This is a genomic window from Methanolobus zinderi (genome assembly GCF_013388255.1).
Classification (GTDB): Archaea; Halobacteriota; Methanosarcinia; order Methanosarcinales; family Methanosarcinaceae; genus Methanolobus; species Methanolobus zinderi.
Window position 1 is genome coordinate 1,525,595 of sequence record NZ_CP058215.1, and the last position, 22,090, is coordinate 1,547,684.

The following is a 22,090-nucleotide window of genomic DNA, read 5'->3' on the forward strand; positions in this document are numbered from 1 at the left end:
TTGTACATTTCAGTGACGATAAGCTATATCTGAATACACTTACAAATCAAAATAACCGGATTAATGTCCTGGCTGAGGGCAGCGGACATGAACATAGGTGAAAGAATGAAAGTAATAGGAATATCAGGATCACCGATCCCTGACAGCAACACTGACCGGGCACTTAAGGTCGCACTGGATGCAACCGGTTTGGAAACAGAGTTTATCAAGCTCAGTGAATATACGATCAAACCATGTCTTGCATGCCTGAAGTGTGTCAACACCAACGTATGTGTCATAGGTGATGACGGCAATGTGATCGCAGAGAAGATTAAAAATGCCGATGCACTGATCGTTGCAGGCTACACGCCCTACTCTTCCATCGACTCAGGGACAAAGGCAATGCTTGAACGTCTTTATGCCATCAGGCACAAGAAAGGATACATGCGCGGTAAACCCGGAGGTATCATTATAACTTCAGCCGTCCCATGCATCCCTGAAGCACCCCCTGTTGCAGAGACTGCAGTCAATGCAGTTGCTGCTTATATGCAGGAAGAGGGGATGGAGGTAATGGGAGATGTGAAAATACTCGGGAATGTACCATGTGTAAAATGCGGCTACGGTGATGAGTGTGATATGAGTGGGATCAAAATGGTCTACGGGCCTGATGCAACTGTGGATTCCGTGGGAATAAACAGTTTTGAGGATCAGAAAGTCTCCTTTGAAAATGCAAAGAAGCTGGGCAGGAAAATTGCAGAGTATCTTAATTCAGAAGAGGGTCCTGAGTGATAAATTATCCGTGAAACTGCAAAATGAATCCTTAATTTTTAGAGATCCTGCTACTATTTCTATCACTTTTTCATCAATCATTGATCGATAGTTCATTGCGATATTTTTCAATATAGCTGGTGATCTGCTCTTCCTCTTTATATTTGGCAATATGAAAAATAGCATCCCCTTCATGGACCAGTGGGAGATTAGTTTTCCCGATCACTATCCCGTAAACCGGGCTTGTAACCTCAGTCTCGATCTCGCCCAGAGGATCATTTATGTAGGCCAGAACATCCCCTTCACTGACCCATTTTCCAAGGGGCACTTTGGAGCGCATTATTCCGCTTTCAGGCCCTCTTACCCATTGGGTCGTTGAAGAAACTACTGTGTTGTTGGGTTTTTTCTTTTTATTTTTTGGCCTCATACCCAGATGGGACATGACCCCAAGTACACCTCTCACCCCTGCCCGGATGGCCACATCATCAAAACGTAGTGCTTCTCCAGCCTCATATAAGAGGACCGGGATATTGAGCTCTCTTGCTGCCTCACGCAAAGATCCGTCACGAAGTTCGGTATTGATGATGACCGGTACTCCGAAGGCCCGGGCCATGGCTTCGGTTTCCTCATCACCTTCAAGACGGGCACGTATCTGGGGCAGGTTATTGCGCCCGACCGCACCCGTATGAAGGTCGATAATATGACTACACTTATCTACAATCTCCTCCATCAGTATGTTGGCCAGACGGGATGCCATGGAACCTTTATTAGAGCCCGGGAAGGATCGGTTCAGATCTCTTCTGTCCGGAAGGTAGCGGGACTGGGAAACAAAACCGAATACATTCACGATAGGGATTGTAATGAGGGTTCCTTTAAGGTTCTTTATGGTCTTATGTGCCAGAACACGGCGAATGATCTCAACACCATTGATCTCATCCCCATGTATTGCAGCACAGACCAGCAGGCATGGCCCGGGTCTGCGTCCGTGTATAACATGGACCGGCATTGAAGCCGATGTATGAGTGTAAAAACCGGAGATCGGCAATTCAATGGATTTCCTTGTACCCGGCTGTATCGTCGTACCTGCTATCGTGATCGGGGACTGCAAGATTAACCTTTTCCTCTAGTCGCGGTTTTACCGAACTTCTTGTTTTTCTCGATATACTCGATAATCAGACCGGCAATGTCCTTTCCGGTGGCTGATTCAATGGCTTCCAGTCCGGGACTGGAATTAACTTCCATCACAACAGGTCCGTGATTGGAACGCAGGAGATCAACACCTGCAACGTTGAGTCCCATGATCTTTGCAGCACGCACTGCGGTGGAGCGCTCTTCAGGTGTGATCTTTATTGGAGTCGCAGAACCTCCCCTGTGTACGTTTGAGCGGAACTCACCTTCTGGCCCCTGTCTCTTCATGGATGCAACAACCTTTCCACCAATAACAAAACAGCGGATATCGGCTCCTTTGGACTCCTTTATGTATTCCTGTACAAGGATACTTGCATTAATACCCATGAAGCCCTGTATGATACTTTCCGCAGACTTATGTGTTTCAGCAAGTACAACACCTATACCCTGAGTTCCCTCAAGGAGTTTTATAACAAGTGGTGGTCCGCCGACCATTGCTATCATATCCTTTACATCATCAGGCTTGCTGGCATACACTGTAACAGGCAGACCTATGCCTTTACGGGATAGCAACTGCAGGGAACGAAGCTTATCCCTGGAGCGTGTAAGCGCCACGGATTCGTTTAAGGGGAAGACACCCATCATCTCGAACTGACGCAGTACCGCTGCACCATAAGCGGTTACCGATGCACCGATACGAGGAATAACGGCATCAACATCGTTTATATCCTCGCCTTTGTAATGAATAGAAGGTTTGTGGGAAGCAATGTTCATGTAAGCCCGCAGCACATCTATTACCTGAACTTCATGTCCTCTTTCTTCTGCTGCTTCAATTAACCGACGGGATGAATATAGTTTTTTGTTTCTTGACAGTAAAGCGATTTTCATTCATTTACCTCTGTTTTTAGACCGTATACCTGTTCTGCGTTCACTTTTCCACACAAAAACGATGCCGCCGGATCTACAATGATTCTCTCTTTCAGTGCCTCTCGCCCCAGCAGCATTCGAAAACGCATAGTATCGCGGTCAGTAAGAGTCAATTCTATAGGGTATGAATATTTGTCAATTACAATAAGTGTTTCGATAACGTAACGCATCTCCCTGTGCCCACCGGAATCGGTCACCTGACGCTTATCCTTCAGGGGAGCCCTGCATTCGATATAAAAATCCCTGTTCTTCTGTATGGGATGGATCAGAAAACGGAGCATTTCCACACCGTTTTCAGTGTAGTGCTCAATATCGAAGGCATGCAACGCAGATGTCCTGGCACCTGTATCCACTTTTGCTTTTATGGCATGCAGGTCCAGCCCGGGTAATGCAACCCACTCTCTCCATCCAACCGTCAGGGTCTGATTTTTTTTTGTCATGAGTATATTCTCACTGCTATTATAGTTACGGTACGATCCAATATTTGTCTTCATAGATAGAAAGAAATTGTTGTTTTAACTTAACTTCCATACGCTAATCAGCAAACCTGCTCTTAAACTTTATCTTGCCACGCTAGAACAAGGAACCAAGAATCACGAATAATGTCAGAGAAGCCGTGAAATTAGCGATAATGGATGCTTCAAGTCCTTTTTTCCAGTACAACCAGCCAAAAATAGTACCGGTAACCATACCTAAAGAGACAATCCCTAAATCCACTATCAGACCCGGGTCTGTAGGCAAGGATAGGGAGCTAATATAACCAATACCATAAAGAACACTTACCAGAAGTATGGATAACCATACTCCCATATCTGTAGGACGATCCTCTGGTGTCCTTTTTATTTTCCAGGTAATCCATACTAAAAGTGTTAACAGGAAAAATCTCAGAACTATCTCTTCAATTATACCAGCATAGAATGAATAAAAGAATCTTTGCCAGAGCGGTGGTGATGATAGTAACGGAGTCAGAGGCTCGATGAACATGGAAAAGACAAACCTGTCTGTAGCAAAGATAAGTGTGCCTGCAAAAGCACCGAGAATAAACGATAATTTCAGGGATTGATAAAAATCAGCTGGCAGACCTTTACCCTCAAACAATGATTCAAGCACAGGAGTTTTCAGACCGACCTTTTTACCAAGAACTATACCCGTCAGGATTGATAGAATCAAAAGTATTGTTCCTCTTGCAAACTGAGTTGCAAGGATCATCGGAGGAGATATACCATATTCATAGATCGCATCACCAGAAATTGACACACCATAGGGTACAGATGCGATCGCCGATAACTCCGCCATTAGGAATAATGACCAAAAGATCTTCTGGTCTACAATATTTCTGGCATCCATCCTTATTTCCTTTTTTAGAACAGCCTGGGTAAAGTTATTTTACGTTTAAGATTACTTTTATTATAGCTACATAATATATCAGTCCTTTTATTTGTAGCTGACTTATCCTGTATTTAAAGCTCGATATTTATGTTGACAGATCAAGCCTTATGTATCTCCGATTAGCGAAAGTATATATACAATTTATTATTATATAATTCAAAATATAACATAATGAAATCTTACAGAATCAAATTTTCAGTCGAGGGTCAATATGGAAAACGAGGCAAATAATTTTCAGGAACATGTTAATACAGATGATCTGCTCCAGCTTGTTATTTTCAATCTGGGGATGGAAGAGTTCGGCGTTGATATAATGAAAGTGCAGGAGATCATCCGGCTTCCTGAAATAACACGTATCCCGAGATCACCGGATTATATCAAAGGTGTCATCAATCTGCGTGGGAAGATCATCGTTGTAATGGATCTTGATAAGAGATTCGGTCTTCCTTCAAAGGAGATCACCGATGAGACAAGGATCATTGTCGTAGATGTTGAAGGTACAATCATAGGCATGGTAGTGGACTCCGTAAGCGAAGTTATCAGGCTGCTCAATACGAATGTCGATCCGACACCTGACATTATTAATCAGAAGATCAACGCAGACTACCTCAAGGGAGTAGGAAAAATCGATGAAAGGCTGCTGATACTCCTGAACCTTGATAGTATTATAAACGAAACAGCTTCTTGAAAACTCTGAAGGCGGACATAATATCCGCATTCCAAAGAGCACCAGATCAGAGAAACGACATCATTGCTTTACTTTTAGCAGACAGAAATCCTGATCGTGGTTTTCAAATTATTTTGTTTTCTTTGTTTTATAACTATAATTGACTTTATGCAAAAACCATCTTGGAGATAATCATGAAAAAGAAAATCATTATTCTTACAATCGCTCTGTCACTTATGTTTACAGTGCTTTCCGGATGCATCGATGAAACTACATCGGACGCCAATGCCCAGAGTAATCCGGAAAAGGAAACTGAAAACTTAGTAGCAAACCAATATGATTCAAACGATATACTGTATCAGGTATCCACAATAAACGCACTTCTTGAAGGTGTCTATGACGGTGATACCGAATACGGAACCCTGAAACAGTACGGAGATTTCGGAATTGGAACCTTTTCAGGTCTTGATGGTGAGATGATAGAGCTTGATGGTGAAATATATCAAGTCAGAGCCGACGGGGTTGCCTATCCTGTGAATGACACCACGACAACACCATTTGCAGCGGTGACATTTTTTGAAGCTGATACCGAAATGCGTATCAGCGAACCCATGAACATGACACTCACCGAAGAGTATCTTTCCGGAATGATGCCAAACAAGAACATCATGTACGGTATCAAGATCAACGGTACTTTCGAGTATGTAAAGACAAGAAGTGTTCCAAAGCAGGAAAAACCATATCCAAAACTGGTAGAGGTCACAAAGAACCAGCCTACCTTTGAGATGGAACAGGTCAACGGAGTGATAGTAGGTTACTGGCTGCCAGTATATGTGGATGGTATCAATGTACCGGGATATCACCTGCACTTCATAAACGAAGACAGGACTGCCGGCGGACATGTACTTGAATTCGACATAATCGAAGGAAAAGTCGAAATTGACAATACCTACGATTTCTTCATGGACCTTCCTGAGAGTAACGACTTCCAGGACGTGGACCTTTCCAGTGATAAGACTTCTGAACTGGAGCAGGTAGAAAAGTAAGATAAATACAAATATTTTTTTTAATTCTGATCAATGGCAGGAAGTGTCACGTGTACCCTGGTACCGGCACCTTCCTCGCTTTCGATCCATATTTTTCCGCCATGGTCCTCTACTATAACCTTTGAGATATAGAGTCCAAGGCCGTTGCCACCGTAATTCCTTGTTGATGAGCTGTCTATCTGATAGAATTTCTGGAAAAGCTTTGGCAGGTTCTCTTCTGCAATTCCTATCCCGTTGTCCTCAATCACCGCATGTACATCCCCGTTCTCCCTGAACGCTGAAAGATTGATCTTCCCTTCCCTTGGAGTAAACTTAATGGCATTATCGATCAGGTTCACAAAGACCCTGGGAAGATAATCGGCATCTGCTTTTGTCAGAAGTACCTCCGGCGGCTGATCGAAATTCAGGGAAATGCTTTTGTCCTTTGCATTCCGGGATACTTCTCCGATTGCAGATTGTAAAGAATCGGACAGCAGCATTTTCTCAAAGTTGTATTTCACCCGTCCGCCCTGTGAGCTACTGGCGAATAGAAGAGAATCAAGCAGGCTGTGCAGACGTTTGGATTTGTTCACAACTTTATCCACTGCATTTTCCTGTTCGGGATTCAAGGGACCGAAAGTGCCTTCCTGAAGCAGTTCACTGTAACCTCTGATTGTGGTAAGAGGGGTATTGAGTTCATGTCGTAGATTTGAAAGGAATTCATCCTTGAGCCTGTCAAGGGACCGGAGTTCCTCATATGCACTGGCAAGTTCTTCCGTAGACTGCTGAAGGGCGGTCTCGGTCTGTTTGCGCTCGGTAATGTCCCGGATGTGTTCCACGGCCATCACGATATCATTGTTCTTGCCGAATACCGGGGATACACGGTACTCCCTTGTCTTTCCGTCAACGGGACTGGTATATTCGTTTTCGGCAACCTCTCCTGTGGAAAAAACATCTTTCACATGACACGGGTCACAGGGTTCGTCGCGGTGCATGAAGCATTCGTAGCAATGCGGGTGGACTTTTCTCTTTTCAGGACTGATCAGCTCATCACTCTTCCAGTTACTGGTGACTACGTTCAGTTCTTTGTCCACGACAACTATCAGGTCCTGAAGTGCATTGAAGGTGCTTGTAAGCAATTCCTTTTGCTGGTGCAGTGCATCCTCTGATTGTTTATTCCTTGTAATATCCGCAATCAGGCATACCCCACCCTCGAGGGTTGTTCTTGAAGACCTGTGTGGAACGTAGTATGATCGTAAGTGAACCTGTCGGCCTGCTAGTCTGGCAGTGTACTCTGTTTCATAGTAAGGCATAATCTCCTGGTCGGATCTGAAAAGTACTTTCTCCAGCTTTTCGTCATTTACAAAATCAGTTACCTCGGAGCCGATTACATCTTCACGCGACAGGCCGAATATCTTTAAAAAACTTCTGTTGCAATGGGTGATTATACCGTTACGGTCTATGAAAATACCAAGAGGAGATGACTCAAAGATAACCCTGTACCTTTTCTCGGAGTCAAGTAAGGCTTCCTCCACATGCCTTCTCTCAAGAACCTTTCCAAGCCTGGAAACAATAACATCCATCAGTTTTTTCTCTTCGTTGAGAAATGGACCCACATCCAAAGGCGGACGTTCTTCGATGTAGACAACATCGAGACAGCCCCGAACCTTGCCATGAACGAATATATCGATAGACATCATCCATGGAGTGTCTTCATATTCAGGAGTCTGGTAGACCTCATCGTCAAGTGTAATACGTGCTGCTGCCAGTTCTGAATGACTGCATGCGGAAGGTATGCGCCTTACTATCCCCTTGAGTAAGGACTTAAGAGGGATATGCATATCAAACAGATCTGAGATACTGTATATGCATTCCAGTTCTTTTTCCCTTTTTCTGAGCAGCGCCATATTAGAATCGGTTATAGAAGACACCTACTATTTTTATATTAATTATATTTATATTTTAGTTATTAATAGATTTCGTTCATTTCAAAAATCCGATAAAAATATAGCATCTATTTTATCAGTAGAACTAAGGAACAGGGGAAGGTATATATGGAATTACCTATTGAAAGAAGTCCAAATATCAGGTGAAATAATGTACTCTGACAGAATAAATGCATTACCCCCTTACTTGTTTGCAACCATAGACGAAGCAAAAGCAGAAATAAAGGCAAAAGGCGTGGATGTGATCGATCTCGGAGTCGGTGATCCTGACCAGCCAACTCCTGAACACATTGTTGATTCCATGTGTCAGGCAGTTCGCGATCCTTCTACACACAGATATCCTTCCTATACAGGCATGCTTGAGTTCAGGAAGGCTGCTACCGACTGGTGCAGAGAGAGCAGAGGACTGGACCTCGATCCTGTTTCCGAAACACTTACGCTTATCGGCTCAAAGGAAGGAGTAGCGCACATCCCTCTTGCATTCATCAACCCTGGAGACGTGGCACTGTGCCCTGACCCTGCATATCCTGTCTATAAGATAGGTACACAGTTTGCAGGCGGAGAAGCCCATATTATGCCACTCCTTGAGGAAAACGGTTTCCTGCCGGACCTTGATGCCATACCAAAGGACATACTTGGCAGAACAAAGCTGATGTTCCTGAACTACCCTAACAATCCCACCTCGGCAACAGCCGACAAAAAGTACTTTGAAGAGGTCGTGCAGTTTGCCAGGGACAACGATATTGTAGTTGTACATGACAACGCCTATTCAGAAATGACCTATGACGGTTACAAGGCACCAAGCTTCCTGGAAGTCGACGGGGCAATGGAAGTCGGAATGGAGCTTTTCTCCATGTCAAAGACCTATAACATGACAGGATGGCGCCTTGGATTTGCCGTTGGTAACAAGGACATTATTGCAGGTTTCGGAAAGGCCAAGTCCAATATCGATTCAGGAGCTTTCAATGCAGTACAGATGGCAGGAATCACAGCCCTTTCAAGCTCACAGCAGTGTGTTGCTGACATGAACAAGATGTACACTGAAAGGAGAAACGTACTCCTTAAGGGTCTGGATGAGATGGGCATCGATGTTAAGCCACCAAAGGCCACATTCTACATATGGGCACCAGTGCCAAGCGGATATGATTCCATCGGATTCTCCAAGCTTCTGCTGGAGAACGCAGGTATCGTAGCAACACCCGGTGTCGGATTCGGAAAGCACGGTGAAGGTTACATACGCTTTGCACTGACACAGTCCGTGGACAGGTTATCCGAAGCTGTCAGCAGGATGTCAGAACTTAATATCTGAGATCAATAACTTTTTAATTGGATGGATATCAGTAAAGATATTCATCATCTCATTCTTTTTATCTGTTCCAAGCAAGCAATAATTTCTATTTTTCTGTATATCCTGATGTCAATATTTAACATATCTCCTTACTTAGATCCAGTCTGGACCAATCTAATGATATATAAATACAAAAACAGATAGAAAATTCAGTAGAGACGTGACAGCTTTCCTGTCATTCCCTCTCAGACTTGCGATACTTTTTTGCCGCCTGTGCAAGCCCTTTATATTTCTTCTTTTCCAGCCTTTTCAATCCAATCTCAGCCTTATCTTTCTGGAAAGCCAGCTCATCATTCAGCTTATGGTAGCTATCAAACCTTTCTTGCGTGATAAGTCCCTCATCCAGTGCTTTCATGACGGCACAGTGTGGCTCGTTCCGATGAGTACAATCCTTGAAACGGCAATTTTGAGCAAGTTCAGCAATGTCGGAGAACGTCCTGTCGATACCACCAGATGACTCTCCAAGCTGTATCTCACGGATTCCGGGGTTGTCGATGAATATCGTGCCGTTCGGGAGGAGGAAAAGTTGTCTTACAGTGGTAGTGTGTTTTCCTTTATCATCATCTTCACGTACACCTGATGTCTTCTGGACTTCGTTGCCAAAAAGAGCATTAATGAGGGTGGATTTGCCAACTCCCGAGGAACCGATGAGTGCTATCGTGTCGTCCGGAATCATAAAAGGGTCCAGTTTTTCCAGGTTTTTACTTGAGAGGGCACTGAGAGTTATCACAGGAACATCGCCAGCCATATCCTTTATTTGCTGTATCGTTTGTGATATATCATCTGACAGCTTCTCGGCAAGATCTATCTTGTTAATGAGAATAACAGGCCTCGCGCCGGAGGAATAAACGATGGTGAGATATCTTTCAAGTCTTCTCAGATTAAGATCATGTCCGACTGCCGTAACAATGAAAATCGTATCAATATTTGCGGCTATCAACTGTTCTTCACCAGACTCACCCGTGGAACCTCTGGAAAGACAGGAAGTTCGTGGAAGAATGTCCACTATGGTGTATGAATTAATGTCACTTTGATCAAGCAGTACAACAAAATCTCCTACAACCGGCTGCTTGCCGACCCTACGCATAGCTCCTGATACTGCTGCCTGTATCTCACCTTTTTCAGTAAGTATATTGCAGACCGTTTTATGCCGGACTGCAACTCTACCGGGAACGTATGGTCCTTTATAAGCTGAAAATGCAGACTCAAGTGAATTGTTCCAGCCAGGAATAAAGAAGTTGTCTGAAGTATTATTCCTTTTGTTCCTGTATTTATTATTCATACCATTAATTCAGGATGACATGAAGAATAAGGTTTTTGACAGAGATAACTGAGTCCTGAATAGGATATAACTGTAAATGCTTGATTTATTAACTATTTTGTCACTTTTGCACATAATGTCGTTATTTTTCTATCCAAAAGCTAGGTTAAAATAATTTTAGCGAAATAGCTTTAAACTATTAAACTATCGAAAATAGTAGATAAATATTTGCAGACTCCAAAAAAAGATAACAACTGCAGAATTTTAATTCATTATTTTAATATAGTTTATTTTATATTTTAGTTTTTTTATTTGATAATATTATATATTAATCTGCCTTTAATGTTACACAAAATCACATTGTGATACAATCGTACAAAAAGGTGGAAGATGAATCTAAAAAATATACCAATCAGTCGTCAGATCATTGCCCTGGCTTTGATACTGGTTATTGTACCCGTTACCCTTGTAGGATTTTATGCTTATAACCAGACTTCTGACGCAATACAGACTCAGCTCAATGAACGTCTAGATGAACAGGTCCGGATGGAAGAAGATTATGTTGATGCTGTATTTTCGGTAGCGCAGCAAAATTTACAAACCTATCTTAAAACAGCCAAAGCTGAATTCTATTCATCAGCAAATCCAGAGATAGTTGATGGAGAGATGATAGTAGGAGATACTATCCTAAATAATGATAACAAGCTCGTTGATCAGATAGAAAGTAAGATTGACGGAAGTGTCAGTGTATTTCAGGTAAAGGACAGTTCTGCTGTCCGAATATCCACAACAACAAGAAACGATGATGGAAGCAGAGCCATCGGAACTGCAGTATCCAGAGAAGTTTATAATAAAGTTGTGAGAGACGGTCAGACATATACGGGCAGGGCAGATGTCCTTGGTGATTGGTATATGACTGCCTATGAGCCAATCAGAAACAGCAATGGCAAGATAATAGGGATACTGGGAATCGGAGTACCTGAAGAAAAATACAAATCCCAGATAAAAGAGCAGATGGAAACCATAACCTTTGGTGAAACCGGGTATATGTATGTAATAAATTCTGAAGGCGACCTTATAATCCATCCCACAAGAGAGGGAGATAACCTCTACGAGAACGATTTCGTAAAAGAGATGACAGCCAATAAGGAAGGCGATATCATTTACGAGTGGGAAGGGCGCGACAAGATGATGAGTTACACATACTACGAGCCCAAAGACTGGATCATTGCTTCCGGAACCTATGTTGATGAATTTGAAGCTGCTTCTGTAGCTATCAGAAATGGTATTATAACAGCGGTTATGATCTTTATTGTGCTCGGAGCCGCCTTTGCACTGCTCATCAGCAGATCAATATCAGGAGGGATCCAGAAAATCGTGGATGATTTCGATAATATATCCTCCGATGCCCTGGAAGGCAAGATCAACACACGTGCCAGCACCGATGTTGGTGTTGACTTCACAGCAATACCCAGAGGTTTGAACGGTATCCTGGATACACTTACAGATATAATCAGTATGGTCAGTAAGAACGCTAATGACGTTGCTGCAACCGCCCAGGAGATATCATCTTCCATAGAAGAGGCAACTGCAGCATCAAATCAGATTTCGCTCACAGTCGGAGAGATATCCCAAGGTGCACAGGATCAGTCTGCCAAGACAGAGGAAGTCGCACATGCCATGACCGATATGACGGGAAATGTACAGGATATCGCAGCCAATGCACAGCAGGCAGCTGAAACTGCAACTACCACCAGCGAACTTATAGACAATGTAGGAAACGAATCCGAGGACATGCTGAAGCAGATGGATGAGATCAAGGCGGCAACAGACCATTCCGCATCCGCTATAACAGAACTTGAAGCAAAATCAAGGCAGATAGGTGAGATCGTTAGCCTTATTACGAACATTGCGGACCAGACCAACCTGCTTGCCCTCAACGCAGCAATCGAAGCTGCAAGGGCAGGAGAACACGGAAGAGGTTTTGCTGTGGTGGCCGATGAGGTCAGAAAACTTGCCGAAGATTCAGGAAACGCAGCTCAGGAAATCGCCCAGTTGATCCATGAAATACAGGACGGAACAAGAGATGCGGTCGAGTCCATGGAAAGTGGTACTGAGACTGTCGGTTCAGGAGTAAACGCACTGAATTCAACAGTCCAGGCCGTGCAGACTATTGTTGCTGAAAGCAGTAAGGTGGCTGATATGGCACAGAATATTGCCGCAGCCGCACAGGAACAATCAGCTTCCATAGAAGAGATCACATCATCCATGGACGAGGTAGCAGCAATCTCAGAAGAAGCAGCCGCAGGAACAGAGGAAGCTTCAGCAGGAGTTGAGCAGCAGACCGCCTCCATGAACGAGCTTGCTGACAGTGCACACGAGCTTGCCAGTATGGCAGCAGCCATGCAGCAGATGATCTCAAAATACACTTTGAGCGAGCAGCCAGCAACTTTTCAGGAAGATGAAATTCCGGTTTCCCGGAAGAAAGAAGCTGAAAGAGAAATTCTGGCCTGATGGTCTAATTTCTCCCTACTTTTTTAATTACATTTTCCATTTCTTCCGGTTTTTATTGAACTTCATTTACAGCCTTTTTCCAGTATTGCCAGTACTTCTTCATCAGAAACATCGTACCAGTTTCTATAGACCTGGGCAACTGCCATGAAGTTAGCCGGCATTTCGAGCACAACAATATTATCGACCAGATTGCCGATATCCTCGGCGACTTCCTTTCCGGCCACAGGAACTGCAACCACTATCTTTGAAACCTCTCTTTTCCTGCAGAGCTTGATGGATGCCCTCATTGTAGAACCCATTGCCAGTCCGTCATCAACCAGTATGACCATCCTTCCGGTCATTTCAGGCAAAGGTTTGCCCTTTCTCAGAACATCTATTCTTCTTCTAATCTCCCCATACTGTGCCTCTACAATCCGATCTATCAGGCTTTCCGAGAGCCACATGGCAGCATCCTCGAAGATAAAGGTACTGCCATCCTCGGCTATTGCTCCAAATCCTGCCTCCGGGTTGTCGGGAAAAGGAAGTTTTCTGGTAACCAGCAGGTAAAAATCCGCATTAAGATGCTTTGCTACCTGGCAAGCGACCTCCACCCCACCCCGGGGGATGGCAAGCACAAGTACACCCGCTTCCCTGTACTTATTCAGTGCCCTTGCAAGCTTTATGCCTGCATCCCTGCGATCCTCGAACATGTCAGATCTTTCCGTCGATGTTTTCACCCGGAATGGTTCTGATTATCCCACTGTAATGGTGCCTACCATGTCAGGATGTATCGTACATCTGTAATCATATGTACCGGTTTGCTCAAATGTGTGAGAGAAAGTCATGCCCGGCTCCAGGCTGGCTGAATCGAACTCGCCATTGTCGGCAGTAGCGGTATGCGCTACCGAGTCATTATTTGTCCATGTAACTGTGTCGCCGGCCGAAACTCTGATATTCTGAGGCTGGAACTGAAAGCTTTCAATGGATACTTCAGTGGTCTGAACCTGCTCGGTTTCAGCACTATCTGTTGAACCGTCATCAGTACAACCTGCAGCAAGCACTGCTACAACCACAAGGATCATAACCAGAAGCCATTTCAATAATCTTTTCACTACATCACTCCCCATAATTACAAAGTGAATAAGACTTAAATCACTAGCGGAAAAAGACGATTTATTGAAAAATGCCATTAAAAAGAAGTAAGGAACAATTTTTAGCTTATATAAAAGATAGGATTTCAACCCGGATCATTGGTGTAGATGTAATCGCCACCTTCTGCTCCGGAATGACAGTCATAGCAAACTGAAAGCCTTCCTTCACTAACTACTTCCCCGTCGGCAGAATAGGTAGCCCAGAACCAGTCATTATTTTCCGGATCATAACCATCGATCTTCTGCATAATTACTATTTCCTGAAGCTCACCCTCCGAATTGTACCCCTCTTTGAGAACTATACTTCCATCCGGCATTACGCTTTCATTGTTCTCCAGAGCAGAGAAGGCATCATCGGAAACATACACTGTTATCATTTCACCATGAACACCCTGTCCGGGACTCATTTCTTCTGTCCCCGGCATAAGTTCCCATTGGCCGTAGTCATCATCTTCAGTTATCTGTGTATACAATTCAGCAGCATCTGCCTGAGAATCTGTCTCTGAAACCATATCTTCCTCACCGGAATCACTGGTCGCACAGCCCAGCGCAAGAAAAGCACTTACAATAAGTAGTAAAGCCAGAAATTTTCTTTGCATAATAGTCCACCCCATTGAATTTCGATATTAACCCGATAAAATATATGAAATACATATTATTAACAAATTTCCAGATAAACCATCGGATACTGGATATTTGTTAAAAAAGAAGTGTTTGAAGCAAATAAAGTAAAATACTCAAAGAAAATGTAAAAAAGGATCCTATGACCTGGTTTAGAAAATAGATGTCTGGCCTATGTTTCAAGACAGTCGAGTGGTCTCTTGAAAAAGGCTTTCATCATTCCATTTTCATCAATGTCGCCTGAGAATTTTACCAGTTCCCAGCCATCTACACCAAGTTCGTTCAGGTCCTGCTTTGTGAGATCCCATTCACCAAATCTAACTGATCTTATTTCGTATTCCCATGATGTCATATTTTTTACCTCGCAATAGTTCCGATCCACATTTTTCGTGTATAATAGCCTATATTCGCGATCTATAAATACTTTTTTAAAAAATGAAATTGCATTGAAAACAAGTCAATTTGAATTATAGAATGGATACTCCGAGAAAATCCCATGAAATCCAGGGATGATACTGATCAAATATATGGTGAAAGAAAGAAGAAAAGTTCCACAAAGAAACCTGAAAACACAGGAATAACGAGGTTATCATCGATCTTCACAAAGTAGGTTTCTACAAGTGTCGCCACTACAGCCATAAGTATGGCCACAGGCCAGCTGGAAAGGAAGAAAAGACCTATGGCAAGATCGACTATAAACTCGGCAATTACACCTTCAAGTGACTTACCATTACCGAATATCCTGATCCTGCCAATTCTTTTACCCACAAGTGCCGCACTCGCATCACCGAATGTGGTCATCAGCAACGCGGCGTAGGCTACATGTTCACTGAATACGGATACGGCAACAAGAGCTCCCAGGGTGAAGTAAACATGTGATCCAAGAGATGAAATTTCCTTTTTACGCAGGAGAAAATGAACAACAGGAAGCTTGAAACCTCTATCCAGTCTGAAATGTTCGATAGTCAGGATAATAACAAGATAACTTATAAGCAGGGTAACAGTTGCCTGTTTTCCCAGAAAGAAATAAACAAGGACTATGAGAATGGATGTGAAGTGAATACCTTTTCTCAGTATCTCGTTCATGAAAGATCTTGAAGCCATCGGCATTTAATGTGCTTTTGTTGTATATAAAAGGGTTCATCAAAAATGATAAGATAAGACCCGCTATTTTTGATAGGTAAATGAGATAGCTATGGCCAGTATTTCCTATTCATAAGCGAATCAATAAAATAGCAGGCCTCAGAAACTACAATGTGGAGTGGAAAGATAATGGTAGTTTTTAAGGACCGAACAGATGCCGGCAAACGGCTTGCAGAGGAACTGGAAGAATACGCCGGACGCGATGATGTTATTTTACTTGCCCTTCCAAGGGGAGGCGTACCTGTAGCTTTTGAAGTTGCGAAGGAACTTGACCTTGAACTTGACGTTTTCATTGTAAGGAAACTTGGTGTGCCCGGATATGAGGAACTTGCCATGGGAGCAATTTCAAGTGGTGGTGTTAAGGTCATGAACATGAGTGTAGTGGATTCCCTGCAGATAAGCGGAGAAGATATCGATTCGGTTGTTGAGGCCGAAAGAAAGGAGCTGGAAAGAAGAGAAGAACTGTACCGAAAAGGTAAAGCTAAACTGGATGTTACCGGCAGGACTGCGATTCTGATCGATGACGGACTTGCCACGGGTGCTACCATGAAGGCAGCAGTTCAGGCCTTAAGAGCACAGAAACCTGAAAATATAGTCGTTGCAGTCCCGACTGCTTCAAAAGAAGCCTGCGAGGAATTTGCAGCAGATGTTGACAAAACTGTCTGCCTTACAACACCAGAGCCATTCTATGGAGTTGGTGCATGGTATGAGGACTTCGCCCAGACCAGTGACCGGGAGGTCTGTGATCTCCTCAAAAAAGCAGAGGACATGAACAGATAGATACAGGAGATGAGAGCATGAACCAAACTGAAGAAAACCATGTTACCATCAATCTGGAAAAGGTCACCCTTGAAGGAAACCTGGATATTCCGGATTCTGCAAAAGGAATTGTGATCTTTGCGCATGGAAGCGGAAGCAGCAGGTTTAGTCCGAGAAACAGGTTCGTGGCCGATTATCTGCAGAAACAGGGACTTGCAACACTGCTGTTCGACCTGCTGACCCGTGAAGAGGATGAGATCGACCGCCTCACTGCACATCTTCGTTTCAATATAGAATTACTTGCCGAGCGTCTTGTCGCGGTCACTGACTGGATTAGCATGAACCCTGATACATCTGAACTGGATATAGGTTATTTTGGTGCAAGTACCGGGGCTGCGGCTGCTCTTTATGCTGCCAGTGAGCGAGCTGAAAGAACAAAGGCCGTGGTTTCCAGGGGAGGAAGACCGGATCTCGCAGACAGGGTACTGGGAGATGTAAAGGCACCCACTTTACTGATAGTTGGAAGTATGGACAGTGCGGTTATAGATATGAACAAATGGGCTCTGGAGAGACTGAATTCTGAGAAGGAGATGAAACTGGTCAGTGGAGCCACCCATCTTTTCGAAGAGCCTGGCACACTGGAAGAGGCAGCAAGGCTGGCAGGAGAATGGTTTGTAAAATATATGGGTCGAAATAAACTGGAAAAATAAAAGTTAGAAACTAAAAAAAGAAAATGCCGGTGATTATTCCAGTGAAATGGCTTCAACCGGGCAAATCTCGACACAGTCACCGCAGTCCACGCAGGCTTCTGCATCGACTTCGGCAAGGTCCTGGTCATTCATTGAAATTGCTTCAACGGGACATGAATCAACACATGCTCCGCATCCTGTACATAGATCTTTATCAACAATAGCTGTCATTTGAGTATCGCTCCCTTGTTAGATTTTTACTGATTTCATTTTAAGAGATTGCACATCCAAAATCAGGGATTATGAAATAAATACCTGTCGTATTCAGTGAACATATCTGAATGTCGAAAGATGAAATCGAAAACTCTCAGAATATCATATATAAATATTATTATATGAGTGGTATAAAGTAACTTAATATACTAATTACCACAATAAATTAATTAAACTGTAGACAGGTAGTACAGATTTACAGGTCCATATAGAAAAGAAGAATTCATGCTTGATATTGATAATCAGAAGATATCCAAAAGTTTTGCGCACACAGATGTAGTAGTTATACTACTGCTAGGTTTGTGTGTTCTGCTTCTTACAGCTTATCTGGATCTATTTGAAACTGTCCTGTCCTTTATGCAGACTCACGAGAAATGGGAACTTGATGAGATCTTTATTCTTTCATTATATTTTTCAATAGCTCTGGCCTTTTTTTCTTTCAGGAGATGGAGGGAAGCAAAAAACGAGATTGGAAAAAGGATAGAACTGGAAAAACAGCTTATACACGCTGTTCATGAGGCTGAACACGCCAACCAGGCAAAGAGCGAGTTCCTTGCAAACATGAGCCATGAGATTCGCACCCCTCTAAATTCCATAATAGGTTTTTCCGATCTGCTTCTTGAGGAAATATTCGGGAGTCTCAATGAAGAGCAGACACGTCATGTCAGGAATATCTCTTCAAGCGGAAAACATCTGCTGGAGCTGATAAACCAGATACTTGATATTGCAAAGGTCGAGTCCGGCCAGATGAAACTGAACCGGGAAACATTCCGTGTAGCAGATACACTGGAAGAGGTTAAGACAGTATTATACCCTCTTGCCTCAAAGAAGAATATAAAGCTGACATTCACTTCTGATGACGGAGCTACTGAGATAAATGCAGATAAACTGAAACTAAAGCAGATCATTTTCAATCTAGCGAGCAATGCAATCAAGTTCACACCTGAGAACGGCCGTGTGGATATCGGAATGATGATATCGGATGGCATGCTTACCGTAATGGTAGCTGATACCGGAATCGGAATAAAGAAATCAGAACAGGATGACATCTTCGAACCATTCAAACAGGCCGGTCAGATGAGCAATAAAGAGTATCAGGGCACAGGACTGGGGCTTTCCATTGTCAGGGAATTCGTGGAGCTGCATAAAGGACGTATCTGGGTGGAAAGTGATCCCGGAATCGGATCCACATTTATTTTTGAGATTCCCGTGCACTCAGAAGAGTGATACATAGCACGCAATAATCTACTTCTTTTCATTGTTAACTGCGTTAAGCATATCCTTATAAGTAATAGTCGATAAAGCAAGAATAATCAAAGGTATTGATATTATCGACAGGGTCAATCAGAACACATGTTCTGTGCAGAATAATGCTGGTGATTATACAGATAATGCTGTTAATATCGACATCTCTGATCCACAAATAATCCAGAGGATTTAGATGACAGTGATGAATATAACCGGATGCAGGATGTTTGAGGATGAGATAGTTGATACATTATGTAAAGACCCGAAGATCGATGATATAATCATTATTGAAAACCAGGAGTCTGCCGGCCTGACAGAAAAACTGGAGAAATGCGGTATCTCCTACAGAATGATTTCTCCGGATGAGATCTCAAATTTATACAGCTCAGCAAACAACAATGAGTATGTCGTTACGGTCAACATCATGCCCCTTTCATTACACGGCGATCCAAAACACCTGAGAGACCAGGTCTACGGTAGTATAAAACGTATCGCTGATTTCTCTGATGGCATCTTTTTATTCTACGGCCTCTGCGGGAATGTGCTCAGGAGAATAGAAAAAGATCTTGATCAATTGCCCTGTCCCGTCTCTATCTTGAAAGACAATGAAGGAAAGATAGTGGACGATTGCATTGGTGCGGCAATTGGCGGTCGCAAGTCCTTTTTGAAGATTGTATCCGGTTTCAACCGAAAGAGCGCAATAGTAATGACACCCATGTGGGTGAAGAACTGGCAGGAAATGTTCCAGCACAGCGGTTTTATCGAGAACAGGGAAGATATCGAAATGGCCAGGTTCGTCCTAGATTCCATGGGTTATGAAACTGTCGTGAAAATAGACACCGGCCTGCAGTACACCGATGGCTACCATGAGATGATCGAGGAGTTCGCCGACACATTCCAGCTCAATATCCTTGAAATTAAAGGTAAACATGAGATTATCAATGGTTCCTATGCAGTTTTCAGAGACAAGGTAATGGAATCTCAAACTATAACAGGCTCCGGGGATGTATTTGCTGAAATCGGAAATGAAATTGAAAGTCCGATGGTTAAAACTGCCTGAAACAGAGAAGTTCGATCTATAGCAGAGCTGTTTTCTGTGATCTTAATTTTTACTTTTTTACAGGACGTACTAATACATAGTCGAAAGTTTTTTGTAATTTGCCCTTTTGCCATTAGTATCTCGTGGCGAGGAACAAAACAATGGATGGAAGGAGAAATTCCGGATTAAACTCATATGTTTTTTCAGTATCTGCAGCTCTGGTATTGTTCTTCGTTATCATAGGAGTCCTTTTTACAGAAAGACTGACTGATGCATTCACATCCGTACAGGATCTGATAGTGAGCAATTTCGGCTGGTTCTATATCCTTTCTGTTGCCTTTTTCCTGATATTTGTAATCTGGCTCTACCTGAGTCCCTACGGCAATATAAGACTGGGAAACAGCTCTGACAGACCGGAGTACAGGGACACTACCTGGTTTGCAATGCTCTTCAGTGCAGGTATGGGGATAGGTCTGCTTTTTTACAGTGTCGCCGAACCTATAATCCACCTTGCATCTCCAAGGGAAGCTGCACCGGGAACAGTGGAAGCTGCAGTGGAGGCAATGAATATCACATTCTTCCACTGGGGACTGCACGCATGGGCGATCTATATTATAGTGGGCCTTGCCCTGGCTTATTTCTCATACAGACATGACATGCCACTGACCATCAGATCTACAATGTATCCGATATTCGGTGACCGGATATACGGGGTACGCGGTAATATCGTTGAAGTGCTGGCAATCTTCGGTACCTTGTTCGGTGTCGCCACATCACTGGGTCTTGGAGTGATGCAGATAAACTCAGGCATGGATTATCTCGGTCTGATGTCGGTATCCGTGAACAACCAGATACTTCTCATAGCATTCATAACGCTGGCTGCCACAACTTCAGTGATGTCAGGACTGAACCGCGGTATACGCATACTGAGTCAGATGAATATCATGCTGGGCCTCATACTTGTTGTCTTTGTTTTCATAGTAGGTCCCTCGGTATTTCTTTTGAGCTCATATGTACAGAGCATAGGTTACTATCTGCAGCACATCGTTTCCCTGACTTTCCAGACAGATGCCTTTACCGGAATAGAATGGCAGAAGACCTGGACGATGTTCTACTGGGGATGGTGGATATCCTGGTCCCCGTTTGTCGGGATGTTCATTGCCCGGATATCCAAAGGTCGTACTATAAGGGAGTTTATCCGGGGAGTACTGCTTGCCCCTGTTCTGGTCACATTCATATGGATCATTGTTTTCGGAAACACTGCGATACACATGGAAATCTTCGGAAACGGAGGGATTATTCAGGCTGTACAGACCAGCATCCCCACGGCACTCTATGTCCTGCTGGACGGACTGCCGGGCTCTCTGCTGAGTTCTGCTCTTGCCACAATTGTAGTCATGACCTTCTTTGTGACCTCCTCAGATTCGGGTTCCCTTGTGATATCCATACTCTCCTCCGAAGGTAACCCTAAACCCGCAAAACCTCTGAGGCTGTTCTGGTCCCTGCTGCAGGGTGCTGTTGCTGCTGTACTTTTATTGACTGGCGGTCTGGTGGGGCTACAGACAGCTGCACTTACGACAGCCCTGCCATTCTGTATTGTCCTGATACTTATGTGCTACAGTATATATAAGGGGCTTAAAGCAGAATCAGACGGAAAGAGTATCTCAGAACTGGAAAACAGATCACCGGAAGGTACATCTGACAACAAAGCCAAACAGATGATAGGAGAACTTTTAGGGGGTGAAGCAGATGAGTAGCTGGAAAAGGAAACTAAGGAATATATTCCGAACAGATAAGGATGATTCGGAAGATCAGACTGTTAAAGAGGCACATACAAAGTTTGCAGAACTCAATATGCGGGATTTCTTCAAACACGTAGTGTTCCCTGCTTATGATGATCTGAAAGAGGAGATCGAGAAATACGGGCGAACCGTCGTGATCGATGTTGATGAAACAGGGCTGATATCCGCAACCCTCACAGTGTATGCACCTTCTGACAAAGATCCAGACGAGATGATCGAAGAGTTCTATTTTGAGATAAGAGGCCGGGTCTACCAGAAGGGAGAGTTTGCCTTCCCTGCACATGCGGACGAGGAACAGCCACCGGTCACAAAAGTGGAGATGCTGCTTCGAAGTGGAAGCATCCATGAATATGACATAAAAGACCTATCCCAGGATGATATCGTGGAAACTTTTGTCAATGAGTATTCCAAATGGATCAATTATTAAGCTGGAA

Annotated in this window: 23 protein-coding genes; 11 read left to right on the plus strand and 12 right to left on the minus strand. The window is 43.5% G+C overall.

Features of this window, described 5'->3' with window-relative positions:
* Positions 1-105: 105 nt before the first annotated feature.
* Complete coding sequence (locus HWN40_RS07500) at positions 106-768, plus strand: flavodoxin family protein (RefSeq protein ID WP_176965151.1); 663 nt, start codon at positions 106-108, stop codon at positions 766-768.
* Positions 769-841: 73 nt separating this feature from the next.
* On the opposite strand, the gene HWN40_RS07505 is transcribed toward HWN40_RS07500, so the two are convergent.
* The 4 genes from HWN40_RS07505 to HWN40_RS07520 form a co-directional block, all read right to left on the minus strand.
* A complete protein-coding gene (locus tag HWN40_RS07505; protein WP_176965152.1) occupies positions 842-1,855 on the minus strand; it encodes a succinylglutamate desuccinylase/aspartoacylase family protein in 1,014 nt (337 codons plus the stop codon).
* Positions 1,856-1,857: 2 nt separating this feature from the next.
* Positions 1,858-2,763: a 30S ribosomal protein S6--L-glutamate ligase gene (gene rimK, locus HWN40_RS07510; protein ID WP_176965153.1), complete on the minus strand. Its 906-nt coding sequence runs from the start codon at positions 2,761-2,763 to the stop codon at positions 1,858-1,860.
* On the minus strand, positions 2,760-3,242 hold the full coding sequence (locus HWN40_RS07515) for an ATP-dependent zinc protease family protein (protein ID WP_176965154.1): 483 nt from the start codon (positions 3,240-3,242) through the stop codon (positions 2,760-2,762). The genes rimK and HWN40_RS07515 overlap by 4 nt, the downstream gene beginning before the upstream one ends.
* 133 nt (positions 3,243-3,375) lie before the next feature.
* A complete protein-coding gene (locus tag HWN40_RS07520; RefSeq protein WP_218165458.1) occupies positions 3,376-4,098 on the minus strand; it encodes a CPBP family glutamic-type intramembrane protease in 723 nt (240 codons plus the stop codon).
* Positions 4,099-4,402: 304 nt separating this feature from the next.
* On the opposite strand from HWN40_RS07520, the gene HWN40_RS07525 reads away from it, so the two are divergent.
* Positions 4,403-4,879: a chemotaxis protein CheW gene (locus tag HWN40_RS07525; protein WP_176965156.1), complete on the plus strand. Its 477-nt coding sequence runs from the start codon at positions 4,403-4,405 to the stop codon at positions 4,877-4,879.
* Between the two features lie 173 nt (positions 4,880-5,052).
* The gene (gene budA / locus HWN40_RS07530) at positions 5,053-5,904 is read left to right on the plus strand and encodes an acetolactate decarboxylase (RefSeq protein WP_176965157.1); all 852 of its coding nucleotides are present in this window, start codon (positions 5,053-5,055) and stop codon (positions 5,902-5,904) included.
* A 20-nt stretch (positions 5,905-5,924) separates the two neighbouring features.
* Here the strand turns inward: budA and HWN40_RS07535 are convergent, their stop codons facing one another.
* On the minus strand, positions 5,925-7,790 hold the full coding sequence (locus tag HWN40_RS07535; protein ID WP_218165459.1) for a sensor histidine kinase: 1,866 nt from the start codon (positions 7,788-7,790) through the stop codon (positions 5,925-5,927).
* 190 nt (positions 7,791-7,980) lie between these two features.
* Between HWN40_RS07535 and HWN40_RS07540 the strand changes: the two genes are divergently transcribed.
* A complete protein-coding gene (locus HWN40_RS07540; RefSeq protein WP_176965159.1) occupies positions 7,981-9,138 on the plus strand; it encodes an LL-diaminopimelate aminotransferase in 1,158 nt (385 codons plus the stop codon).
* A gap of 214 nt (positions 9,139-9,352) precedes the next feature.
* Here the strand turns inward: HWN40_RS07540 and rsgA are convergent, their stop codons facing one another.
* Positions 9,353-10,459: a ribosome small subunit-dependent GTPase A gene (gene rsgA, locus HWN40_RS07545; RefSeq protein ID WP_176965160.1), complete on the minus strand. Its 1,107-nt coding sequence runs from the start codon at positions 10,457-10,459 to the stop codon at positions 9,353-9,355.
* A 369-nt stretch (positions 10,460-10,828) separates the two neighbouring features.
* Here rsgA and HWN40_RS07550 point away from each other — a divergent pair, with 369 nt between their 5' ends.
* Positions 10,829-12,952 carry a methyl-accepting chemotaxis protein gene (locus tag HWN40_RS07550; RefSeq protein WP_176965161.1) on the plus strand — a complete coding sequence of 708 codons (2,124 nt, stop codon included), beginning with the start codon at positions 10,829-10,831 and terminating at the stop codon, positions 12,950-12,952.
* 62 nt (positions 12,953-13,014) lie between these two features.
* Here HWN40_RS07550 and HWN40_RS07555 read toward each other — a convergent pair whose 3' ends face one another.
* From HWN40_RS07555 to HWN40_RS07575, 5 genes are all read right to left on the minus strand, one after another.
* Entirely contained in the window at positions 13,015-13,668 is a 654-nt protein-coding gene (locus HWN40_RS07555; protein ID WP_246275865.1) for a phosphoribosyltransferase, read from the minus strand.
* Positions 13,669-13,683: 15 nt separating this feature from the next.
* A complete protein-coding gene (locus HWN40_RS07560; protein WP_246275866.1) occupies positions 13,684-14,043 on the minus strand; it encodes a cupredoxin domain-containing protein in 360 nt (119 codons plus the stop codon).
* Positions 14,044-14,168: 125 nt separating this feature from the next.
* Positions 14,169-14,681, minus strand: coding sequence for a cytochrome P460 family protein (locus HWN40_RS07565; RefSeq protein WP_176965162.1), 513 nt, complete (start codon positions 14,679-14,681; stop codon positions 14,169-14,171).
* Between the two features lie 194 nt (positions 14,682-14,875).
* Positions 14,876-15,055 carry a Sp36 family protein gene (sp36, locus tag HWN40_RS07570; protein WP_176965163.1) on the minus strand — a complete coding sequence of 60 codons (180 nt, stop codon included), beginning with the start codon at positions 15,053-15,055 and terminating at the stop codon, positions 14,876-14,878.
* A gap of 167 nt (positions 15,056-15,222) precedes the next feature.
* On the minus strand, positions 15,223-15,807 hold the full coding sequence (locus HWN40_RS07575) for a diacylglycerol/polyprenol kinase family protein (RefSeq protein WP_176965164.1): 585 nt from the start codon (positions 15,805-15,807) through the stop codon (positions 15,223-15,225).
* A 168-nt stretch (positions 15,808-15,975) separates the two neighbouring features.
* On the opposite strand from HWN40_RS07575, the gene HWN40_RS07580 reads away from it, so the two are divergent.
* Both HWN40_RS07580 and HWN40_RS07585 read left to right on the plus strand, forming a co-directional pair.
* On the plus strand, positions 15,976-16,626 hold the full coding sequence (locus HWN40_RS07580; RefSeq protein WP_176965165.1) for a phosphoribosyltransferase: 651 nt from the start codon (positions 15,976-15,978) through the stop codon (positions 16,624-16,626).
* A 17-nt stretch (positions 16,627-16,643) separates the two neighbouring features.
* Entirely contained in the window at positions 16,644-17,315 is a 672-nt protein-coding gene (locus tag HWN40_RS07585) for a dienelactone hydrolase family protein (RefSeq protein WP_176965166.1), read from the plus strand.
* 33 nt (positions 17,316-17,348) lie between these two features.
* Here the strand turns inward: HWN40_RS07585 and HWN40_RS07590 are convergent, their stop codons facing one another.
* The gene (locus HWN40_RS07590) at positions 17,349-17,525 is read right to left on the minus strand and encodes an ATP-binding protein (protein WP_176965167.1); all 177 of its coding nucleotides are present in this window, start codon (positions 17,523-17,525) and stop codon (positions 17,349-17,351) included.
* A 267-nt stretch (positions 17,526-17,792) separates the two neighbouring features.
* Between HWN40_RS07590 and HWN40_RS07595 the strand changes: the two genes are divergently transcribed.
* From HWN40_RS07595 to HWN40_RS07610, 4 genes are all read left to right on the plus strand, one after another.
* Positions 17,793-18,794, plus strand: coding sequence for a sensor histidine kinase (locus HWN40_RS07595; protein ID WP_176965168.1), 1,002 nt, complete (start codon positions 17,793-17,795; stop codon positions 18,792-18,794).
* Positions 18,795-19,008: 214 nt separating this feature from the next.
* Positions 19,009-19,875 carry a DUF1638 domain-containing protein gene (locus tag HWN40_RS07600; RefSeq protein ID WP_176965169.1) on the plus strand — a complete coding sequence of 289 codons (867 nt, stop codon included), beginning with the start codon at positions 19,009-19,011 and terminating at the stop codon, positions 19,873-19,875.
* A gap of 140 nt (positions 19,876-20,015) precedes the next feature.
* Positions 20,016-21,611 carry a BCCT family transporter gene (locus tag HWN40_RS07605; protein ID WP_176965170.1) on the plus strand — a complete coding sequence of 532 codons (1,596 nt, stop codon included), beginning with the start codon at positions 20,016-20,018 and terminating at the stop codon, positions 21,609-21,611.
* The gene (locus HWN40_RS07610) at positions 21,604-22,083 is read left to right on the plus strand and encodes a hypothetical protein (RefSeq protein WP_176965171.1); all 480 of its coding nucleotides are present in this window, start codon (positions 21,604-21,606) and stop codon (positions 22,081-22,083) included. The genes HWN40_RS07605 and HWN40_RS07610 overlap by 8 nt, the downstream gene beginning before the upstream one ends.
* The last annotated feature ends 7 nt before the right edge of the window (positions 22,084-22,090 follow it).

Bases quoted from the DNA above. Each gene is read 5' to 3' on its own strand.
- HWN40_RS07500 (WP_176965151.1), top strand. From the start codon at position 106: ATGAAAGTAATAGGAATATCAGGATCACCGATCCCTGACAGCAACACT.
- rimK (WP_176965153.1), bottom strand. From the start codon at position 2,763: ATGAAAATCGCTTTACTGTCAAGAAACAAAAAACTATATTCATCCCGT.
- HWN40_RS07515 (WP_176965154.1), bottom strand. From the start codon at position 3,242: ATGACAAAAAAAAATCAGACCCTGACGGTTGGATGGAGAGAGTGGGTT.
- HWN40_RS07520 (WP_218165458.1), bottom strand. From the start codon at position 4,098: ATGGCGGAGTTATCGGCGATCGCATCTGTACCCTATGGTGTGTCAATT.
- HWN40_RS07525 (WP_176965156.1), top strand. From the start codon at position 4,403: ATGGAAAACGAGGCAAATAATTTTCAGGAACATGTTAATACAGATGAT.
- budA (WP_176965157.1), top strand. From the start codon at position 5,053: ATGAAAAAGAAAATCATTATTCTTACAATCGCTCTGTCACTTATGTTT.
- HWN40_RS07535 (WP_218165459.1), bottom strand. From the start codon at position 7,790: ATGGCGCTGCTCAGAAAAAGGGAAAAAGAACTGGAATGCATATACAGT.
- HWN40_RS07540 (WP_176965159.1), top strand. From the start codon at position 7,981: ATGTACTCTGACAGAATAAATGCATTACCCCCTTACTTGTTTGCAACC.
- rsgA (WP_176965160.1), bottom strand. From the start codon at position 10,459: ATGAATAATAAATACAGGAACAAAAGGAATAATACTTCAGACAACTTC.
- HWN40_RS07550 (WP_176965161.1), top strand. From the start codon at position 10,829: ATGAATCTAAAAAATATACCAATCAGTCGTCAGATCATTGCCCTGGCT.
- HWN40_RS07565 (WP_176965162.1), bottom strand. From the start codon at position 14,681: ATGCAAAGAAAATTTCTGGCTTTACTACTTATTGTAAGTGCTTTTCTT.
- sp36 (WP_176965163.1), bottom strand. From the start codon at position 15,055: ATGACATCATGGGAATACGAAATAAGATCAGTTAGATTTGGTGAATGG.
- HWN40_RS07575 (WP_176965164.1), bottom strand. From the start codon at position 15,807: ATGGCTTCAAGATCTTTCATGAACGAGATACTGAGAAAAGGTATTCAC.
- HWN40_RS07580 (WP_176965165.1), top strand. From the start codon at position 15,976: ATGGTAGTTTTTAAGGACCGAACAGATGCCGGCAAACGGCTTGCAGAG.
- HWN40_RS07585 (WP_176965166.1), top strand. From the start codon at position 16,644: ATGAACCAAACTGAAGAAAACCATGTTACCATCAATCTGGAAAAGGTC.
- HWN40_RS07590 (WP_176965167.1), bottom strand. From the start codon at position 17,525: ATGACAGCTATTGTTGATAAAGATCTATGTACAGGATGCGGAGCATGT.
- HWN40_RS07595 (WP_176965168.1), top strand. From the start codon at position 17,793: ATGCTTGATATTGATAATCAGAAGATATCCAAAAGTTTTGCGCACACA.
- HWN40_RS07600 (WP_176965169.1), top strand. From the start codon at position 19,009: ATGACAGTGATGAATATAACCGGATGCAGGATGTTTGAGGATGAGATA.
- HWN40_RS07605 (WP_176965170.1), top strand. From the start codon at position 20,016: ATGGATGGAAGGAGAAATTCCGGATTAAACTCATATGTTTTTTCAGTA.
- HWN40_RS07610 (WP_176965171.1), top strand. From the start codon at position 21,604: ATGAGTAGCTGGAAAAGGAAACTAAGGAATATATTCCGAACAGATAAG.